The organism is Polyangiaceae bacterium, from assembly GCA_016715885.1.
Classification (GTDB): Bacteria; Myxococcota_A; Polyangia; order Polyangiales; family Polyangiaceae; genus Polyangium.
In genome coordinates, this window is record JADJXL010000020.1 from 29,822 (window position 1) to 48,000 (window position 18,179).

The window sequence follows — 18,179 nt, forward strand, 5'->3', positions numbered from 1 at the left end:
TGGGAGAAGTTTGTCATGACTAAATCATTGAAACTACCGACACGAGGGTGGAATGTTATTGCTCGACGATTGGGATGAATTGTCCGCGTCTCCCGACGAGGAAGAGACCGCGCTCGCAATGTCGCTTGGTGCTGCCGCTCTGGACAGCATCGACGCGACTCTGCTCAAACACGCTCGACATCAGTGGCAAAAGGCGGCACGAGTTGTTCTCGACGCGGTTGAAGCTGGCGGCTTTCCGCTTTCTGACGAGACCCGCGTCCGCGTCCATGTCCGCCGGTTGATCGTCCTTGCGGAATCTGGGGCACTCGAATCGAAGGGAAACCTACGGAAGCCGCGTTCGAGTGAGGTCCGGTTGTCGGAGCACGGTGTGGCAACCTAACTTGGCGTAGCCGGAACCAAAGTGGGGCTAGCCCCACACCCCACGAGGGCTTCCCGTTCTCGACCTGGCAAGGGGCGGAAGCCCTAGAAAACGGGACGTTCTTCAATGTACCTCTATGAATACAGACCCACAAAGGGCTACGAGATAGTTACGTGGGTCGATGACGATACGTATGAGGCCTTGGATCGGCTCAACGGCAAACCCCAAGGCAAGAAGTGGAAACCAGTTCGGGTACGACGCGTGCGAGCAACGAAGCGTGAAGGGTGCGAACCTTCGGATGCGCCCTTCATGTTCATGTCCGGCATACTGGTGTTTCGGCGCTCGGCGGTGGATGCACCGCGGGACATGCTGGACGCGTTTGGCGAGCTGTTACCCCTCGAAGACGAGGGCGGTGTAGAGCTTTTTCTATACAATCCCCGGGCGCTCGAAGCCTTGGATCACGAGCGTACGCAAGGGTCGTTCGGTTTTTCGGCTCATGTCAAAAATCCATATTTACCTGGATCTCGCTCTTCGGTAAAGTCGGCCCATGAGCGAAAACACCGTGTACACTTTGTCTGACATCGTTCAGCGCCTGGGTACCGCAACCGAAGACGAGGCGCGTCTCGAGCTCGAAGGGTTCGGCAATGATCACTTCATCGCCAAGGGGCGGCGCATTGGTACGCCGAGGCTCGTGAAAGAGCTTGCGCGCAATTATGGCATCATGGCGGATTGGCTTGCCACGGCAACCGATCAGCAAAAGGAATGCCTTGGATTCGTGGGAGCGGATTGGTTACGCATTGCTGCATGGGCGGGGCGCGAAGCGGAGATCCGACATGATGCGATGACGAAAGGGGAATCGCTTGCTGCGGCGACGAAACAGGTGCGGTCGTCGACTGCGGACGAATTGATGGGTCAAGTGAAGAATGCGCGTGAACGGCTCTATACGGGGCTCGTGAACGTGGCCGCTGGAATCCCCGCGTGGAAAGCGCGAGTGGATGGTGCTTACGCGACGCCCGACACGCAAGTTCCGATGACGGATGCGCTCGATGCGATGTGTGTCGTCGCGGAAAAGATGCTCGCGGAGCCGACGGATGGGATGAAAATTCGATTGGCGCGGAACAAGCTGAATGCGAATTCGATTCAGAAGCTACGTGATCTCGCGGCGGCGGCGCGCGTGGCGAAGCGCGAGGCGGATGCGGTCGCGCCTGCGCCGACGGTGACGCAATCCGATGTGGATACGTGGGACGGGATTGCGCTTTTATTTTTCGAGCAATTCGTGGATGCGGTCGAGGATGCGCGGCGGGTGGACCCGGCGATACCGGCGCCGTCGATCATTGGGCTGCGAAGCTTATTTGGTCGCACTCGAAAGGGCGGGAAGGGAGAGGCGGCGGGAGCGGTGGAGGAGACGGGCGAGGAAGAATAAGGGGGCGGGTTGATGAAACGGGCGCGGTACCGTCTATAACGGCTGCAGAAGCCTCTGTAACGTAACTGGGCTTCCCGAACATGGGTCGTCGCCGCTCAGGCAACCCATCCTTGGAGCCGCGACAACCCATTCCTGCGCGCTGACATGGCGTCTTCGGGCGCTGACATGCCATGCAAGGCGTCCGGAAACGACGCTCCGCGCCACGAACACGGCCCTCGGCGAGCTTGCCATGGCTTCCGACATTGCAGACACGTGCTGACTGCGCGCAGCCTTGCCTCCTCGAAACGCGCCGCCTGCTCTAAAGATTGCCTTTCATCATCACATCCTGATACCCTCGGTGGCGATGGACTTGGTGTCGCTCTGCCCGCTGCAGGCTTGGGCCTTCGTGTGGCAATCGCAGGATGGCCGGCATGCGCAAACGGTCGTCGTCAAAGCCACCTTCGTGCTTGCTCCCAGCAGGGTGTCGCTCGCTGAAGAACAGGATGGAGCGAACGAAGAGGACGGCTACTGGAACGACGACCCGACTCGCAGCGTCGTGGCGCCCAGCGACAAAGCGCCCTACAAAGCGCGCGCCGATGTGATGCTCGTCGGGCATGCCTATGCGCCGAACAAGCAGCCCGTTCGGTCGCTCGCGACGCGGATCATCGTCGGCGACTTCGACAAGTCCATCGAAGTGTTCTGCGATCGCGGTTTTCGCATTCATGACGGACAGCTCCTCGAAGGGCAACGCTTCACCAAGTCGCGCCTGTCCTGGGAACGCGCGGCCGGCGGTCCCGATTCGGCAAACCCCATCGGCATCCGCTTCGATGCGCAGCCAGATGCGTACGGAATCGTTGCGATCCCCAACTTGCAACCCCCGGGACTCTTTGTATCCAAACGATCGGACGTGTTCGTGCCCGTGTGTTATGGGCCCGTTGCGCCAAGCTGGCCGGGACGAGCGGCGCGGCTCGGTCGGCTTGCTGGGACGTTTCCGCAGCCTGGATGGTCGGACAAGCCTCTCCCCGAGGGGCTCGATCCGATGTTCTTCCAAGCTGCTCCGCCGGATCAGCAAGTTGCCGAGATCCGGCAAAACGAGCGCATCATCCTCGAAAACCTGCACCCCGAACACCCGTACTTGGTCACGAGTCTGCCTGGGCTGAAACCGCGCGCGCTGGTGGAACGGGCGACGGGGGAGCGCGAGGAAGTGTCGTTCGTGGCCGATACGCTGCTCATCGATACGGATCGAGGCGTATGCGTCGTGGCGTGGCGCGGGAGCGTCGGGCTTCGGCATGCGCAGGAGGCGGGACGGATTTCCGTCACGATGATCGAAGATGCAGCGGCGCCGGTGCCGCGCGTTTCAGTGCCCGTGTCGGGGGCGGACGACGATGAGGATGTCGCGAATGGGACGAGGACGATCATCCCGCAGAGCGAGACGAAGCGGCCGGTAGGGAAGACGTTCGTTCCGGGGGTGACATCGGTTTCTCGCGTGATGCCTTTCGTTGGAGCGGACAACAATCCTGCGCGTCCGCCAGCGCCCACGCCGCGCCCGAGCGATGCGGCACTGCCGTTTCTTCGAGCGGATCAAGCTCCGGCGAGCAGTGAGCCGTCGAGTGGTACGGGGCCGTCGTGGTTCAAGGATCGGCCTAGTCAGGCGGTGCCGTCGGCGCCGGTTACGCCTTCGGGGATGCCGTGGCCCATGAGCACTGGGCCTGCGACGGCGCTGCCCGTAGCGCCGCCCATGGGGGGACCTCCTCCCGCCAAGGCGCCTCCGGGAACGGTGGTTGCACCGGTGGCGGGCGGTCCAGCGCCGCCCATGAAGCCGCCGGCGGTGGCTCCGAGCGCCATGGCAGCCGTGCCACCTCCGCCGGCAGCCGTGCCGCCGCCGCCACCGGTTGCTGTCGCGTCCCCACGCGGCACGGCGGAGCCATCGAGCAGTCCGTGGGCGTCTGGGCCGCCGACGGGCGCAGTTGCTGCCGCCGTGGGACTTGGTGTTGGCGCTGCGGTCGTTGCTACGGCGTCCGTAGCCGCGTCGAGCTCGGCCAAGCCTGGGACCGCCGCGGCGTTGAGCGATGCCGCTGCCGATGCGCAGGTGCGTTCGGCGCCGGCGGCGCAACCGGCCATCAAGCCGCTGACTCCGTCACCAACGTCGAACAAGCCGCCTCGGCCGTCCAACGGGGATGTCCTCGACCTCATTTGGTACGAGGAGAGCTTCGTGCCGCGTATTCGCAGCTATTGGGAGGAGCTCGTCACGGAGCTCGACTTCGAGCCTGCGGATCCGCGGCGGGACCTTGGCGCCGAAGATCCCGAAAAAGCGCGAACGCGCCACAATGTTTTCGGCATTTTGTCCGACGGCGAGATGGTGGATCCATCGGGCATCTCGCGGATCGTCAATGACGCGGTGAATCAACGAGGCCGATTCACGCCGCCGCTCGCGCTCACGGGTGGTGAATTGCGATTTCCATTCGACGAAGTAGAGACGCTCAAGGCGATGATCGTGGCGATGACGCCGTTTTTGGGCTCGGACAAGCGGCTCAAGGAAATGGTCGATTCGATGACCGAGCTCCTCAAGACGCCGTACTTGCAAGGTTCGACGGGTATCGTCGACAAGCTCACGCGTGATCTTCGCGGCCAATTTCGGGAATCGAACCGTTCGCTCCCTGCGACGTATTTGGATGGGCATGTCGAGCGGCTTCTTTTGGAGCAGCGCCGTTATGCCATACGTAAAGTTTTCGGTGGTGAGTTCATTCGGGCGCTATTGATGATACCGGCTGAAGGGGGCATGAAGGGACAGGCGTCGGAGGCGTCGATTCCGGTGTACATGCCCAAGACGCTCGACCAAACGTTGCCGATGCTCGTTTCGATGAAGGTTCGGCTCATCGTCGAGGCTCACTTGCAGCAGGATCCGTACGACACGAGCTCGTACGCGCTTCGCACCGTGGCCTTGGGGCGCTCGTACCAGATGGATGCGATTCGAGCGGCCGCGGGGAAGTGAGCCTCACCCCCCAACCCCCTCTCCCTATCGGGAGAGGGGGAGAAGACCTCACCCCCCAACCCCCTCTCCCTATCGGGAGAGGGGGAGAAGACCTCACCCCCCGACCCCCTCTCCCTATCGGGAGAGGGGGAGGCTCATTCCCCCCTCTCCGCTTGCGGAGAGGGGGCTAGGGGGTGAGGCATGTTCCCCCCTCTCCGCTTGCGGAGAGGGGGCTAGGGGGTGAGGCACGTCCCCCTTGATCCCCTGATTCGCTTTCGCTTACGCTCAGCATCGTATGCCTTTGCTCGAGCTTTCTTTCGCGTCGGGAGAAGACACCCTGTCGGTTCGGCACTTCGCCGTCCGTGAAGAGATATCGACTCTCTTCGAGGTCGACATTCTCGCCCGCTCACCGCTCGACGAAATCGACCTCGAGGCCATCGTCAACGACGGGGCGGGCTTTGGCATCAACAGCGGCGTCGCCTACTTGACGAACGCAAACCGAGTTTGGACGGGCATCTGTTCCCACATGGAGCTCGTGCAGACCGAATCGATCGGTTTGTCCACGTACTTCATCAAGATCGTGCCCGCGCTCTGGCGAACCACGCTCCGTCGCAACAGCCGCATCTTCCAGCACATGACGATCCCCGACATCGTGCTGAAGGTGCTCTCCGAATGGCAGATCGAGCCCGAGCTGAAGCTTTCGTCAACCTACCCGGAACACGAGTACCGCGTGCAGTACGGCGAGACCGACTTCGCCTTCATCAGCCGCATGCTCGAAGAAGCAGGCATCACGTACTTCTTCACGCACGAGCCCCCCAAGACGAAACTCGTGCTCACCGATCAGCCGCTCGTTCCCGACGCGCGCCCCGCGCTTCCCTTCGTCGACAATCCCAACCAAGAAGCCGAAAAAGAATTCGTCACCAAGGTCAAACTCACGCAAAAGGTCAAACCCGGACGCTTCACCATCCGCGACTTCGACTTCCGCAGAAACCTCGACTACCAGCTCTTCGGCGAAGCTCGCGCAAAGACCGAGCTTGCGTATGAACACTACTACTACGATCCAGGCGCGTTCTGGTTCGAGCCGGGGCAGGGCGGCGACACACCCGTCGCCGACGACAAGGGGATCGCCAGGACAAACGACAAGGAAGGCACCGGTCGAGTCATCCGCGAGCTCGAAGGTGCGCGACGAACCCGGCGTGTCGTGGCGTTCACGACAAACGTCCTGGATTTATCACCTGGCATCTTGCTGAGCGTCACTCCGCATCCGCGCGGAGACATTTCTGGCAAAAAGCTCTTGGCGGTCTACAGCGAGCTCGAGGGCGCACCGGGCGAAGAGTGGACGATCACCGGGCAAGCCGTGTACGCGGATGCGCCGTATCGGCCCGAGCGACGCACGGTGCGTCCGAGGATTCGGGGCGTGCAGAGCGCCGTCGTCGTGGGACCTCCGGGCGAAGAGATCTTCGTCGACGAGTTTGGCCGGGTACGCGTGCAGTTCCATTGGGATCGCGAAGGCAAGTACGACGACAACAGCTCGTGCTGGATGCGCGTGAGTCAAAATTGGGCTGGCGCGGGATACGGCTTCTTGAGTTTGCCCAGGGTCGGCCAAGAAGTGCTCGTGGAGTTTTTCGAGGGCGATCCGGATCGTCCCGTCGTGACCGGACGCGTCTTCAGTCAAACGCGCCAAGTGCTCTACAAACTGCCTGACAACAAGACGAAGAGCGGGTGGAAGACCGAGACGTACCCCGGCGCTGGAGGCTTCAACGAATTGTCTTTCGAAGACGCCAAGGGTCGCGAAGAGATCCACATCCAGGCGCAGAAGGATTATACGGAGCTTGTCAAGAACAATCAGAGCTCCAACGTTCTAAATAATCGTACGGGTAGCGTCACCAGCAACGATTCGTGGACCGTCGGTGGTAGTCAAAGTTTTAGCGTGGGACTGAACCAGAGCCACACCATTGGCAAGGCCCAGAGCAACAACATTGGCGACAGTCGGACATCGAGCATTGGTATGACGGACGCCATTCATGCGGGCGACGTCATCATGATGAACGTGGGGCCAGCAGGCGTTGGGTTCCTTTATGCAAAGGACCAAACGATATACTACACGAATTCCGTGGCCTCGATTACCCTGACCCCCGACGGGTTGTTCATCAATTCGAAAAAGAACATGACGGTGAAGTCCGAGAAAGCGATGAAGCTTTCCGGCAAGGACGTCGTGATCGACGGCAAGCCGAATGTTTATTTCAACAAGAATGGCAAACTGCTGCGGTACTTGAAGCGGCTTGCGATGATCGCTGCGGCGCGTGAATTGGCCGAGAGCATGCCGCCGGGGCCCGAGCGTGATGCATTGCTCAATGCGGCAAACAGGCTCGAACGGAACAATCAGGCGGTGGAGCGAGCGCGTCTTGCGGCGGATGCGTACAACACGGAAGGTGCGCCCGAGGGGTGGACGCGGCTCGAAAACATCGACAACCCGTCGACTGGATTTTTTGCAGCGGTGTATCAATCCGATATCGATGGATCGGTCGTCGTTGCCTATCGCGGAACCGAGCCGGCGACGACCGGTGACTGGTTCAAGGCCAACTTGCCGCAGGGAATGGGCCGAGGCTCACCGCAGCACGCGCAAGCAGCGGCCGTTGCTCGCGACGCGCAGGCCAGGTACGGCCAACGTCGAATACACGGGGCATTCGCTCGGCGGAGGTCTCGCGGCGACGGGTGCGATGGCGACGGGCGGCAACGCGACGACGTTCAATGCGGCGGGCATCCACAACAACACCTACGGACTTTATGGCCTCGATCGCAATGCCGCTTCGGGCGTCTCCAATTATCGCAACGACGGCGAAATCCTCACGGGCTTGCAGGAAAACAGCCTCATCAGCGGCATGATGCCGGACGCCGTAGGCACCCAATACGACATCCCGGCGGTTCGCATGAACACCGAAGCTGGGAATACGAGCTTCACGGATTCGCCGGGCATGAATCGATTGGGGTGGCTCAGGTATCTCTCGCCGGCTGCGTGGCTCGCCAACGGCGCCATGAACGCGATGGAAGGTGTGGATCGCCATTCGCGCTACATCGATGGTATCGAATTCCAGAAGACCGAGGACATGGCCACGATCGCGAGGATGTTGCCGCAATGAAGGACGAAACTGCCGAAATCAGCATCCCGCCCGTAGCGGAGGTATTCGAGGATCCAGCGCTGCGCCGAGCTGCGGCGGCGGCCGAAGCGGGCGATGTGGCGCAACTTCGAGCGATCGACGTCGACCTCGATACGATGGCGCCTGGGAACGTCAACCTGCTGATGTACTACATTACGGCCGAAAACGACGTGGCCATTCGTGCATTGCTCGATGCAGGAGCGAATCCGAATGTGCTGACGCCTTCGGGCGCGTCGCCGCTGATGCTCTCCGCAATCAAACCAGATTCGCGCTTTCTGGCGCTCTTGCTCGACAAGGGCGGTGACCCGAATCTTCTGGATCAAGCCAAAGAGCCGATCCTCACGCGCCTCGTGTTTCATCAGCAATGGGACAATATTCTGCTGCTGCTCGATCGAGGTGCCGACATAAACAAGACGGGTCCTTCGGGGCAAACGGCGGCCTACCTCTTTGGCTCACTGCATCAATTCGACCGCGTCCATGCTCTGCTCGAACGAGGTGCCGACCCGAACGTGAAGACCTCCGCAGGCCTCGATTTGCGCACATTCGTTACGCAGCGCGTCGCTCCAGATTCGCCGCAAGCGTCGTGGCAAAAAAAGGTCGCCGAACGAATTGGTATTTAACCCGCGCTCAATTCAGTTGAGCTCATGAACGAAACCCATTAAGGTCTGCAACTATGCCCTTGCTCGAGCTTTCCTTCGCATCGGGAGAAGACTCGCTTTCGGTTCGGCACTTTGCCATCCGTGAAGAGATATCGACTCTCTTCGAAGTAGACATCCTCGCTCGCTCTCCCCTCGACGAAATCGACTTGGAAAGCATCGTCGACAATGGCGCGGGCTTCGGATTCAACAGCGGCGTCGCCTGGTTGACCACGACAAACCGCGTCTGGACCGGCATCTGCTCGCACATGGAGCTCGTGCAAACCGAATCGATGGGTTTGTCGACGTACTTCATCAAGATCGTCCCCGCCCTTTGGCGCACGACGCTCCGCCGCAACAACCGCATCTTCCAGCACCAGACCATTCCCGACATCGTGCAAAAGGTGTTGACCGAATGGCAGATCGAACCGGTGCTCAAGTTGTCGGCTTCCTACCCCGAGCACGAGTACCGCGTGCAGTACAACGAGACCGACTTCGCCTTCATCTGCCGGATGTTGGAAGAAGCGGGCATCACGTACTACTTCACGCATGAACCGACCGTCACGAAGCTGGTTTTGACGGACGAACCCACGGCTCCTGGTCCGCGTCCCGCTCTGCCCTTCGTGGACAATCCAAACCAGGAAGCTGAAAAAGAGTTCGTCACCAGAGTCAAGCTCACGCAGAAGGTCACCCCCGGTCGCTTCACGTTCCGCGACTTCGACTTCCGCAAAAACCTCGATTACCAACTCTTCGCCGAAGCTCGCGCGAAGACCGAGCTTGCGTACGAGCAGTATCACTACGAGCCAGGTTCGTTTTGGGTCGAGCCGGGACTGGGCGGAGACACGCCGGTCGCCGATGACAGGGGTATCGCTCGGACAAACGAGAAGGAAGGCAAGGCGCGCGTCACGCGGGAGCTCGATGCGGCGCGACGAGCTCGGCGCGTGGTGGCGTTCAAGACAAACGTCGTGGATTTGTCCCCCGGATCCTTGATGACGATCACGCCGCATCCGCGCGGAGACATCTCGGGCAAGAAATTGCTAGTCATTGAGAGCAACATCGAAGGCACGCCCGACGACGAGTGGACGATGACGGGCGAGGCGGTTTATTCGGACGTACCGTATCGGCCCGAGCGGCTCACGCAGAGGCCGCGTGTGCAAGGCGTGCAAAGCGCGGTCGTCGTGGGCCCCGCCGGCGAAGAGATCCACGTCGACGAATTCGGCCGCATTCGCGTGCAGTTCCATTGGGATCGCGAAGGCAGCTACAACGACGGCAGCTCCTGCTGGATCCGCGTGAGCCAAGGTTGGGCGGGCGCAGGTTACGGTCTGCTGAACTTGCCGCGCGTGGGTCAAGAGGTTCTCGTCGAATTTTTCGAGGGCGATCCTGACAGGCCCGTCGTCACGGGGCGCGTCTTCAGCCAAACCCGGCAAGTCCTCTACAAACTGCCCGACAACAAAACCAAGAGCGGTTGGAAGAGTGAAACATCGCCAGGTGCTGGCGGCTTCAACGAGCTGTCCTTCGAAGATGCGAAGGGGCGCGAAGAGATCCACTTCCAGGCGCAAAAGGATTTCACCGAGCTTGTCAAGAACAATCAGAGCTCGACGGTGCTCAATAATCGGTCGGCGAGCATCACTTCAAACGACTCGGTAAGTGTTGGAGCCAACCAGAGCTTCAGCGTGATCGAGAATCAGAGCCACACGATTGGCAAGGTGCAGAGCAACAACATTGGCATTGCTCGAAGCTCGGTCATTGGCAAAGCGGATACGGTGAGCGCGGGAGAGCTCATCAGCGCGCAGGTGGGCACGCTGGGCGTTGGGTATTCGCTCGACAAGGATCAGAACATCACCATCACGAACAGCGTTGCGTCGATTGTTTTCACGAAGGACGGCATCAGCATCGACAGCAAGGGCGCGCTGCTTTTGACGGCCGATGGTGTGCTGAAGCTTTCCGGCGAAACGGTGTACATCGACGGCATTCCGAACGTGTACGTCAATTGCGATTCGGCGCTTGCGGCGACGGTTCCGACGATGGATCCGGCGCAGAGCCCCGCGCCTCCGGGAGGACCCGGCACGGGCGGCGAGACGATTGACCCGCAAAGCAAGCTTTCGGGGCAGGGGACGGTGGAAGAGCCGGGTGGTTTCAAGGAAGTCAGCATGTTCCTTGGAGCGATGCCGCCTCCGGCGAATCCGAATGGAGCGCCTTCGGCGATCAGCATTGGAGCGGGTGTGGCGGCCGCGATTGGTGCTGCGGTGATGGGTGCCGGAGCGGTCACGGATGCAGCCGAGGCGATGAAGTCGGCGCTCAATCTGGATATGGCGACGAAGGCGATTCAGATGTACGGGCAGGTCAAGAACGTCATCGAGGGAGGTCCGGGGGCGCTTTTGCAGACGCCGCCTGGCCAGAAGTTGCTCGGTGCCGTGCTGACGAATCCCATTACGGGAAGCGTGACGGGCAAGGATATTGCGGGGCTCTTGAGCGCCGGGAACGAGGCGGGCATTTTCCACCTCGGCAAAGTCGGCGGAGCGGTTGCATCTGCGGCGGCTGGCGCGGCGTTGCCGAGTGGGGTGCAGCAATACATGGCGCTCCGCACGCAGGCGGCGGGGCAAGTGGTTGACGGGGACGCTGTGAACAACGCGATTGCGCACAACCTCGCGCTTGGATACAAGCCGATGGATGCGCGAGCGGTGGCGCTCGAGCAGCATGGCGTCGCGCTTTACCAAGGCGACGGCGCTGGAGTCTTCAACAAGATCATTCCGGGCATGCCCGTCGGCTGACACGGAAAGGACGCAAGATGCCTCGTTACGAGCACCCCGACATCAGCTTTGAAGTTCCGCGCGACTGGGACGACAAGTCCGTGGGGGCTTTTGCCGCGCCGGTTGCGCCAGGACAAACCACGGCACCGAACGTCGTCTGCACGCGCGACAAGCTCTTGCCGGGCGAAAACCTTGCGGGGTATGCCGACCGAAACCTCGTCGAACTTGCTCAGCGACTTGACAAGTTCAGCCTACAAAAGCGATCGGACATCACGGTGAGCGGTTTGCCCGCCATCGAATTGCGCTTCACGTGGAAGGGCAACAAGGGTCTGGTCGACCAACGACTGGTAATGTGCGCCACGGGCAAACGCCTCGTGTTGAGCATTACGTCGACAGCGCCGCGCGCGGCGGGTGTCGATATGGATGCGATCATGAATCGCATTCTGAGCACTGTGAAGATACCTGGGGAACGCGGCGAAAACTAGGCAGGGTGAGCGGCCATGAGCGTAACACCGCTTGAAGCTGCGCGGCTTGGAGATGAAATAGGCCACACGTGCGCCTTGAAGGGGCTCCTTTTGGGGCTTGCGCTTGGGGCGGCGATCGTCGCGGTCGGCATTGTTGCTGCTGGCGCGACGGTCGCGACGGGTGGAGCGGCTGCGGTGCTCATTGGTGGCGCTATTGCGACCGTTGCGGGCACTGGCCTTGCGGGCATGAAGATAGGGTCCATCATCGATGCTGGACCCAGTGGGCCTATAATGATAGGCTCACCGAATACATTTTTAGGCGATGCGGCGATACCGGCTGCGCGAGCGACGCTCGATACCGTGGCGTGTAAAGATCACGCCATAAAACTCATTGCCGAGGGGAGCCTGACGGTATTCATCAATCAGGCTCCCGCTGCGCGAAGGACGGACAAGACGGTATGTTCCGGTCCGATTCGCGAGGGACAGCCGGATGTCTTTTTTGGTGGTCCCAAGGGCACGTATTTGCCGCTCGAGAGCGAGGTTCCTGGGTGGCTCGTGACGACGCTCGAATGGGCGGCGATCATTGGATCTGTAATTGCCACGGGCGGTGCCATTTTCACGGTTGGTATTGGTGCGGCGCTCGGTGGATTCGCTCTTGGGTACATCGGCGGCGAGCTTGGTACCAAATATGGCGGCGACATTGGTTATGCCATTGGAGGCGACAAGGGTCGCGTCGTCGGCGAAGTCATTGGTGAGCAGATTGGTTCGGCGCTTGGCGGCAAATTGGGTGAGTGGGGCGGCGCCAGGATCGAATCTTCGCTTCCTTCGAGCGTTCTCGCCAAACTGCCTGGATCGACGGCCACGACGACATTGCAGGCGCGCATGGCCAACCCGGACAACTTTGCGCCTGGGGAAAACCCAGCATTTTGGACGGGCCCCGGCTCGCGCGATGCCGCGCTTGCCAATGGCAACTCCACCATGGAGAATACGCTCGGTGGGCAATCCACGGAAGCGTTCGTCAATGGCCAGAATATGGCGTGGGAGCAATCCAAGCCGGTCTGGGTTGAATCGTCCACGAATTATGCAAATCAGGTCGCATCGCAATATGGCACGGGCGGGCCGCGTGCGGGCGAACCCGTGACCGTTTACGTGAGTGATGCGGCAAATCCAAACAGCGTGTACTTCACGACGGAAAAACCGATTTTGCAGGCCGCTGGCGTGAACATCGTCGAAGTCGTCGTGCCCGCGCCGCCGCCTTCGCCTTGACGCGCCCGACTTTTGGTGGCACAGACCCGCTACTCCCATGGCAACCAGCGATTACCAGCGATTCCTCAGTTCATTTTTCGGTACCGGTGCCGATGCCGCCTTGAGCGGCCCCGACACGGCCGCGCTTTCGCGCTTGCAAGGGTACGAGCAAGACGAAGCCGAACGAATGATGCTCGAGCGGCTCTCCGTGAGCGATACGCGGTCGGCCGTGGGGCTGGGCGTGATCAAGTCGCAAAAGGCTCTGCCGCGCATCCGCGAATTGATGCAATCGCTCGAAGGCAAAGAACGCGGCCTCGAAGGTGGGCCTCTGGTGGCCTTGAGTTTGGCATGTTATCGCATCGACGGCGATCCGAAAGCGATCGAAAACATCATCAAAGTGCTCGAAGTGGCAGAAGTCGACGTGTTCAAATTGGATGCAATCGCGGCGCTCCGCGACAGTGGCGCTCCCGAGGCACGAGACGCACTTTTGCGAGCCGTGGAAACCAGTGAAGTGCCGCTCATTCGGCTCAATGCGGCGAAATCATTGCTCGTCATGGCCGGCAAATTGCCAGATCTGCGCGACAACCCGCCCGTGGTCCTCAAATTGATGAACAAATCGCCGGAAGTGCGGACCGAAGCGGTGCGCGAATTCAAATACATGCTGAATGGCTGAGCTTGCGGCCATGCGTTACGCCGCGCTTGCCATTGCGCTAGTCGCCAGCGGGTGCTTGCATCGCTACAGCGAGCCGCCGCCGAGGCCCGTCGAGTTCGCCCGGACAACCCCCACGGTCGCCCCCGAACCTTGCGAAAAGGCGGCCGAAATTATTGTCCCGCCCGGACAAACGCCTCCGCCCGACGCCGAAGGGGAGCTTGGCGTCATCGATGTTCGCGGCGATGATCGCTTTGCGATGCGTGGATATGTCGCGTTCACGTGGTCGAGCGACGGCGAGCGTATCGTGAGCGCGACCCAGGAGGGCGTGATTTTTTGGAGCGCCAGCACCGGGGTGCTCGAACGCCGCATCGATTTGGGCACGCGCCTCGAACGCGTTCACAAAGTCGCTGTGTCGCCCGACGATCAATGGCTGGCCGTCGTCGGATTCGAACCTCGCAAAGAAACATCGGCGCTCGACGTACCGAGCATGTGGCTCGTGCGCGCCAGTGGCGAAGGCGGCGTAAAGAAATTCGATGGAATCGGGGACGGCATTTCGTTTACGCCGGACAGCAAAAAACTCGTTGCGCACGGCCATACTTGGGATCTCGCCGCGGGTACGCATACGAAAACGTCGGTAACCGCCATCAAGCACGAAGCCAAGTTTTTACCTGGCAACGAACGCGCCGTCGTCTTCATCAATCAGGACAAACCTGGGAAGCAGGCATCGATTCCCGAAGTGTGGGACGTTGCCTCGGGACGCGTGTTGCATCGGTTTCCAGAAGTCCAGACGTCGATCAGCGCATCGATCTCGGGCGATGGCAAGCGCCTCGCATTGCTGCAAAAAGGCGAGCTTTCGGTGTATTCGCTGGAGACGTTCGAGCGCGTCGTGCACATTCCCAGCGTCGGCGACGCTCAAATGGTGCACCTTTCGCACGACGGCCGCAAAGCGGTGCTCGAAGTGTTGATGTGCGTAACCTTGTTATCGAGCGATTCCAATAAAATGTGGAAATGTCCGTCGCCCGATTTGAGCCTGTGGGATTTGGATCGTGCCGAGCGGTCGTGGCGCAAGCCCCAAGGTTCCGGGACTGGTTGGATTTTCACGCGAGATGGCGAATACCTCACGGGGCCGGACACGCGCCTCGTCGATTACATCATTCGAGCTCGTGACGGTGCCGAATTACGCTTTGGTACGCGCATTCGATCCCTATCGCCGGGCAATCATCGCGTTATTTTCGATGGAAAACATGGACTCGAAATCGGATCGCTCGACGGCAAGAGCGTCGTTCCTGTGTTTCAGCGATCTCCCAAGGTCGTAGCTCGCAGCGCCGACGGGCGTTATTGGGTCACGCTTGGAAACGAAGGCCGATTGCGCATCGAAAGTGATTCGTCATGCGTTCGTTTGGGCATTGCTCATGGCAGTTGGCCCGAGCCACGCAATCGTTACGATTTTTTCAATCCGCAGGACCACACGGTGGTGTTTTCACCCGACGGAACGTCTCTTTTCACGATTGTTGCGGCGACGTCGATGCACGCGCTTTTTCGAGCTTACGATACGAAAGACGGCTCGGAGCGATGGTCGATTCGAGCAGGTGGGCAGGGTGGTGGGATTGCGAGTGTGCTGCCAACGTCCGGGCAAGTGCTTTTTCAAGGTTACAATCACCCGGAGCTGCGACGGTTCAATGCCGTGACGGGAGCCGAGCTGCCCAAGGGCAAAGTGCCACGGCTCGCGTATTACACGCCGCCTGGGGGCGGTGCGACGTATGAAGTACGCGATCACGATGGCGATCGCGCGGGATATGTCACCAAGCCCGTTTCGGATCGAAATGGAGTGCGTATAGCTGCGTCGAGCTTTATTGGAAACAAGTGTCACCTTTCGATTTGGGATTTGCGCAACCCTCGAGACGTCGAGGATCGTTCGCCGGGGTGCCTTTCGGCCATCAAGGCGCTTTCGCCGGACGAGAAATGGCTCGCTGCTGCCGGAACCGACGGTCGAATTCGCATCATGTCGTGGACCGAGGACCGCACGCATTTCGTGGCGGAGTCCTTTTCGGGCAAGGTCACGGCGCTCGTTTTTGCGCCCGCTGGTGATCGCCTTGCAAGTGCGGATGAGCATGGTCATGTATTGCTGGCCGATCCAAAGGATGGCAGCGTGAAAGGGCGGGCGCGGTTGCCGCTCGACCACGCCGAGCATTTGTGGATTTCGCCTGATGGACGTATGCTCGTGGCCGATACGGCGCGGGGGCTTCGCGTGCGGTTTCGGATTGGCGCGGCCGCGTCGAATTGACCAACTTCTTGCCGATGTGAACATATTCGACAAGTGATCGTCGGGTAAAAATTCCTGTTGACTGCCGAATCCATCTCGTGATGAAGTTTCTCGCACGAAGATGAGACATTCGCGGATTTTTGAAAATTGGGTTGTCGTTTTCGCTACGGGCCTGCTCGCCTCGGCTTGCGGCGACACGGGTAGCTCCACGGCCACGGGTACGGGCGCGGCAAGCTCCTCGGGCGTCGGTGGCGAAGGCGGCGAGGCTGGCGCTGGCGGTGAGGGTGGCAAGGCCGGCGCTGGAGGCATGGCAGGTGCCGGCGCGGGCGGCATGGGCGGCGCGGGCGGTATGGCGGGCGCGGGCGGTATGGGCGGAGCTGGTGGGGGTGCCGGATGTAATGGTCCCACCGAGGAATTGTGTAATGGCGTGTGCACGGACACGCAGACGGATACGGCGAATTGTGGGGCTTGCGGGACGGATTGCGGGGCGTTGCCCAATGTGGACACGGTGAGCTGCGTGGGAGGCGCGTGCGTCATTGGCGCATGTGCAGCCAATACAGCCGATTGCGATAACGATCCCGCCAATGGTTGCGAGACGGATACGACGACGTCACAAAATTGTGGTGCATGTGGCACGGTATGCTCCTCGCCGACGCCGCTATGCGGCTTGGATGCGGGCAGCGGCCAATATGTGTGCATGGATGGTTGTCCCGCTGGAACGCCGACGTTGTGCGGAACGAGCTGCGTCGACTTGCAGACGAACGTTTCGCATTGTGGAATGTGCGACGCTGCGTGTCCCCCCGTTGCAAACGCCCAAGTCACGTGTGCCGACGGGATGTGCGGTTTCGAGTGTAATAATGGTTTTACGAGCGATGGCGCGGGATGCGTCGACATCGACGAATGCGCGACCAATACCGACAATTGCGATGCCAATGCTACGTGCATCAATACGCCAGGCTCGTTTGCGTGTGTCTGCAATGCCGGGTACAGCGGAAACGGCGTGACGTGTACCGATATCGACGAATGCGCGACGAACACGGACAACTGCGATCCGAATGCGGTATGCGCCAATCTTCCTGGGTCGTTCTCGTGCACCTGCAATGCGGGATATGCCGGCAATGGCAGCTTCTGCATTGACATCAACGAATGTGCGGACAACACGGACAACTGCGATCCGAGTGCGACGTGTACCAACGTCCCCGCATCCTTTACGTGCGCGTGCAATCCGGGCTTCACGGGCAACGGCGTCACGTGCACGGATATCGACGAATGCGTGCTCAATACGGACAATTGCGACACGAACGCGACGTGCACCAACATCCCCGGCTCGTTCAATTGCGCGTGCAACGTTGGCTACTCCGGTAACGGCGTGACGTGTGCCGACGTAGACGAGTGCGCGACGAACACGGACAACTGCGACAACAATGCGACGTGCGCCAATACGCCAGGCTCGTTCAACTGCACGTGCAATGGCGGGTATTCGGGCAATGGCGTGACATGCTCCGATGTCGACGAATGCGCGACGAACACGGACAATTGCGACAACAATGCGACGTGCACCAATACGCCGGGCTCGTTCAACTGCGCGTGCAACGGCGGCTATTCCGGAAACGGCGTGACGTGCACGGACGTCGATGAATGCGCGATGGGCACGCACAATTGCCTGGTGCCGACGACGTGCGTGAATACGCCGGGTTCATTCACCTGCGATTGCTTGCCGCCCGCCATGATATGCAACAACGTTTGCACGGACGTCAATACCGACAGCGCGAATTGCGGCGTATGTGGCAATTCCTGCGGGGCAAGCGCAGCATGCGTCAATGGCACGTGCGTTGGCACGGGCAATCTGCAAATCACATTGACGTGGGACCTGGCGGGCGACATGGATCTGCACGTCGTCACACCGACGAACAAGCACATCTATTACGGCAACAAAGGTCCGAACAACTTGACGGACTTCGGCGAGCTCGATGTGGACGATCAAAATGGTACGGGGCCGGAAAACGTCTTCTGGGCGCCCATTTACACGCCGCCTCCGGGCACGTACCACGTGTGCGCTTCGCCCTACAACATCGCGGGAACCACGACGTATACGCTCGTCATCAAACGCCCGGCCCAAATGGATCTCGTGCTGACGGGTACGCGCACCGTGACCAATACCAGCTCGACCTGCGATACAAGCTCGCCCAACTACGTCACGTCGTTCACGTTTCCTTGAGTTGCTAGAGCCACGAACGGTCTGAATCCGGGCCAGAATTTGCTCGCTCGCTTCGCGCGCGTG

At 60.6% G+C, this 18,179-nt stretch carries 10 protein-coding genes; all 10 read left to right on the forward strand.

The annotated features are described in order from the left end of the window. The first annotated feature begins 52 nt into the window (after nucleotides 1-52). The 10 genes from IPM54_25590 to IPM54_25635 all read left to right on the forward strand — a co-directional run bounded on the left by IPM54_25590 (nucleotide 53) and on the right by IPM54_25635 (nucleotide 18,116). Nucleotides 53-379, forward strand: a complete 327-nt coding sequence (locus IPM54_25590; GenBank protein ID MBK9263164.1) for a hypothetical protein — start codon at nucleotides 53-55, stop codon at nucleotides 377-379. Between the two features lie 526 nt (nucleotides 380-905). Then, on the forward strand, nucleotides 906-1,781 hold the full coding sequence (locus IPM54_25595) for a hypothetical protein (protein ID MBK9263165.1): 876 nt from the start codon (nucleotides 906-908) through the stop codon (nucleotides 1,779-1,781). Nucleotides 1,782-2,052: 271 nt separating this feature from the next. Then, nucleotides 2,053-4,752, forward strand: a complete 2,700-nt coding sequence (locus tag IPM54_25600; protein MBK9263166.1) for a DUF2169 domain-containing protein — start codon at nucleotides 2,053-2,055, stop codon at nucleotides 4,750-4,752. Nucleotides 4,753-5,026: 274 nt separating this feature from the next. Then, complete coding sequence (gene tssI, locus IPM54_25605) at nucleotides 5,027-8,509, forward strand: type VI secretion system tip protein VgrG (GenBank protein ID MBK9263167.1); 3,483 nt, start codon at nucleotides 5,027-5,029, stop codon at nucleotides 8,507-8,509. Nucleotides 8,510-8,562: 53 nt separating this feature from the next. Then, on the forward strand, nucleotides 8,563-11,295 hold the full coding sequence (tssI, locus tag IPM54_25610; protein MBK9263168.1) for a type VI secretion system tip protein VgrG: 2,733 nt from the start codon (nucleotides 8,563-8,565) through the stop codon (nucleotides 11,293-11,295). Between the two features lie 17 nt (nucleotides 11,296-11,312). Continuing rightward, nucleotides 11,313-11,759, forward strand: a complete 447-nt coding sequence (locus IPM54_25615) for a DcrB-related protein (protein ID MBK9263169.1) — start codon at nucleotides 11,313-11,315, stop codon at nucleotides 11,757-11,759. A 15-nt stretch (nucleotides 11,760-11,774) separates the two neighbouring features. Next, nucleotides 11,775-13,004 (forward strand): PAAR domain-containing protein, encoded by a 1,230-nt coding sequence (locus tag IPM54_25620; protein ID MBK9263170.1) that lies wholly within the window; start codon nucleotides 11,775-11,777, stop codon nucleotides 13,002-13,004. 37 nt (nucleotides 13,005-13,041) lie between these two features. Next, nucleotides 13,042-13,656, forward strand: a complete 615-nt coding sequence (locus IPM54_25625) for a HEAT repeat domain-containing protein (GenBank protein ID MBK9263171.1) — start codon at nucleotides 13,042-13,044, stop codon at nucleotides 13,654-13,656. 10 nt (nucleotides 13,657-13,666) lie between these two features. Further along, nucleotides 13,667-15,919 carry a hypothetical protein gene (locus IPM54_25630; GenBank protein MBK9263172.1) on the forward strand — a complete coding sequence of 751 codons (2,253 nt, stop codon included), beginning with the start codon at nucleotides 13,667-13,669 and terminating at the stop codon, nucleotides 15,917-15,919. Between the two features lie 100 nt (nucleotides 15,920-16,019). Further along, nucleotides 16,020-18,116 carry a hypothetical protein gene (locus tag IPM54_25635; GenBank protein MBK9263173.1) on the forward strand — a complete coding sequence of 699 codons (2,097 nt, stop codon included), beginning with the start codon at nucleotides 16,020-16,022 and terminating at the stop codon, nucleotides 18,114-18,116. The last annotated feature ends 63 nt before the right edge of the window (nucleotides 18,117-18,179 follow it).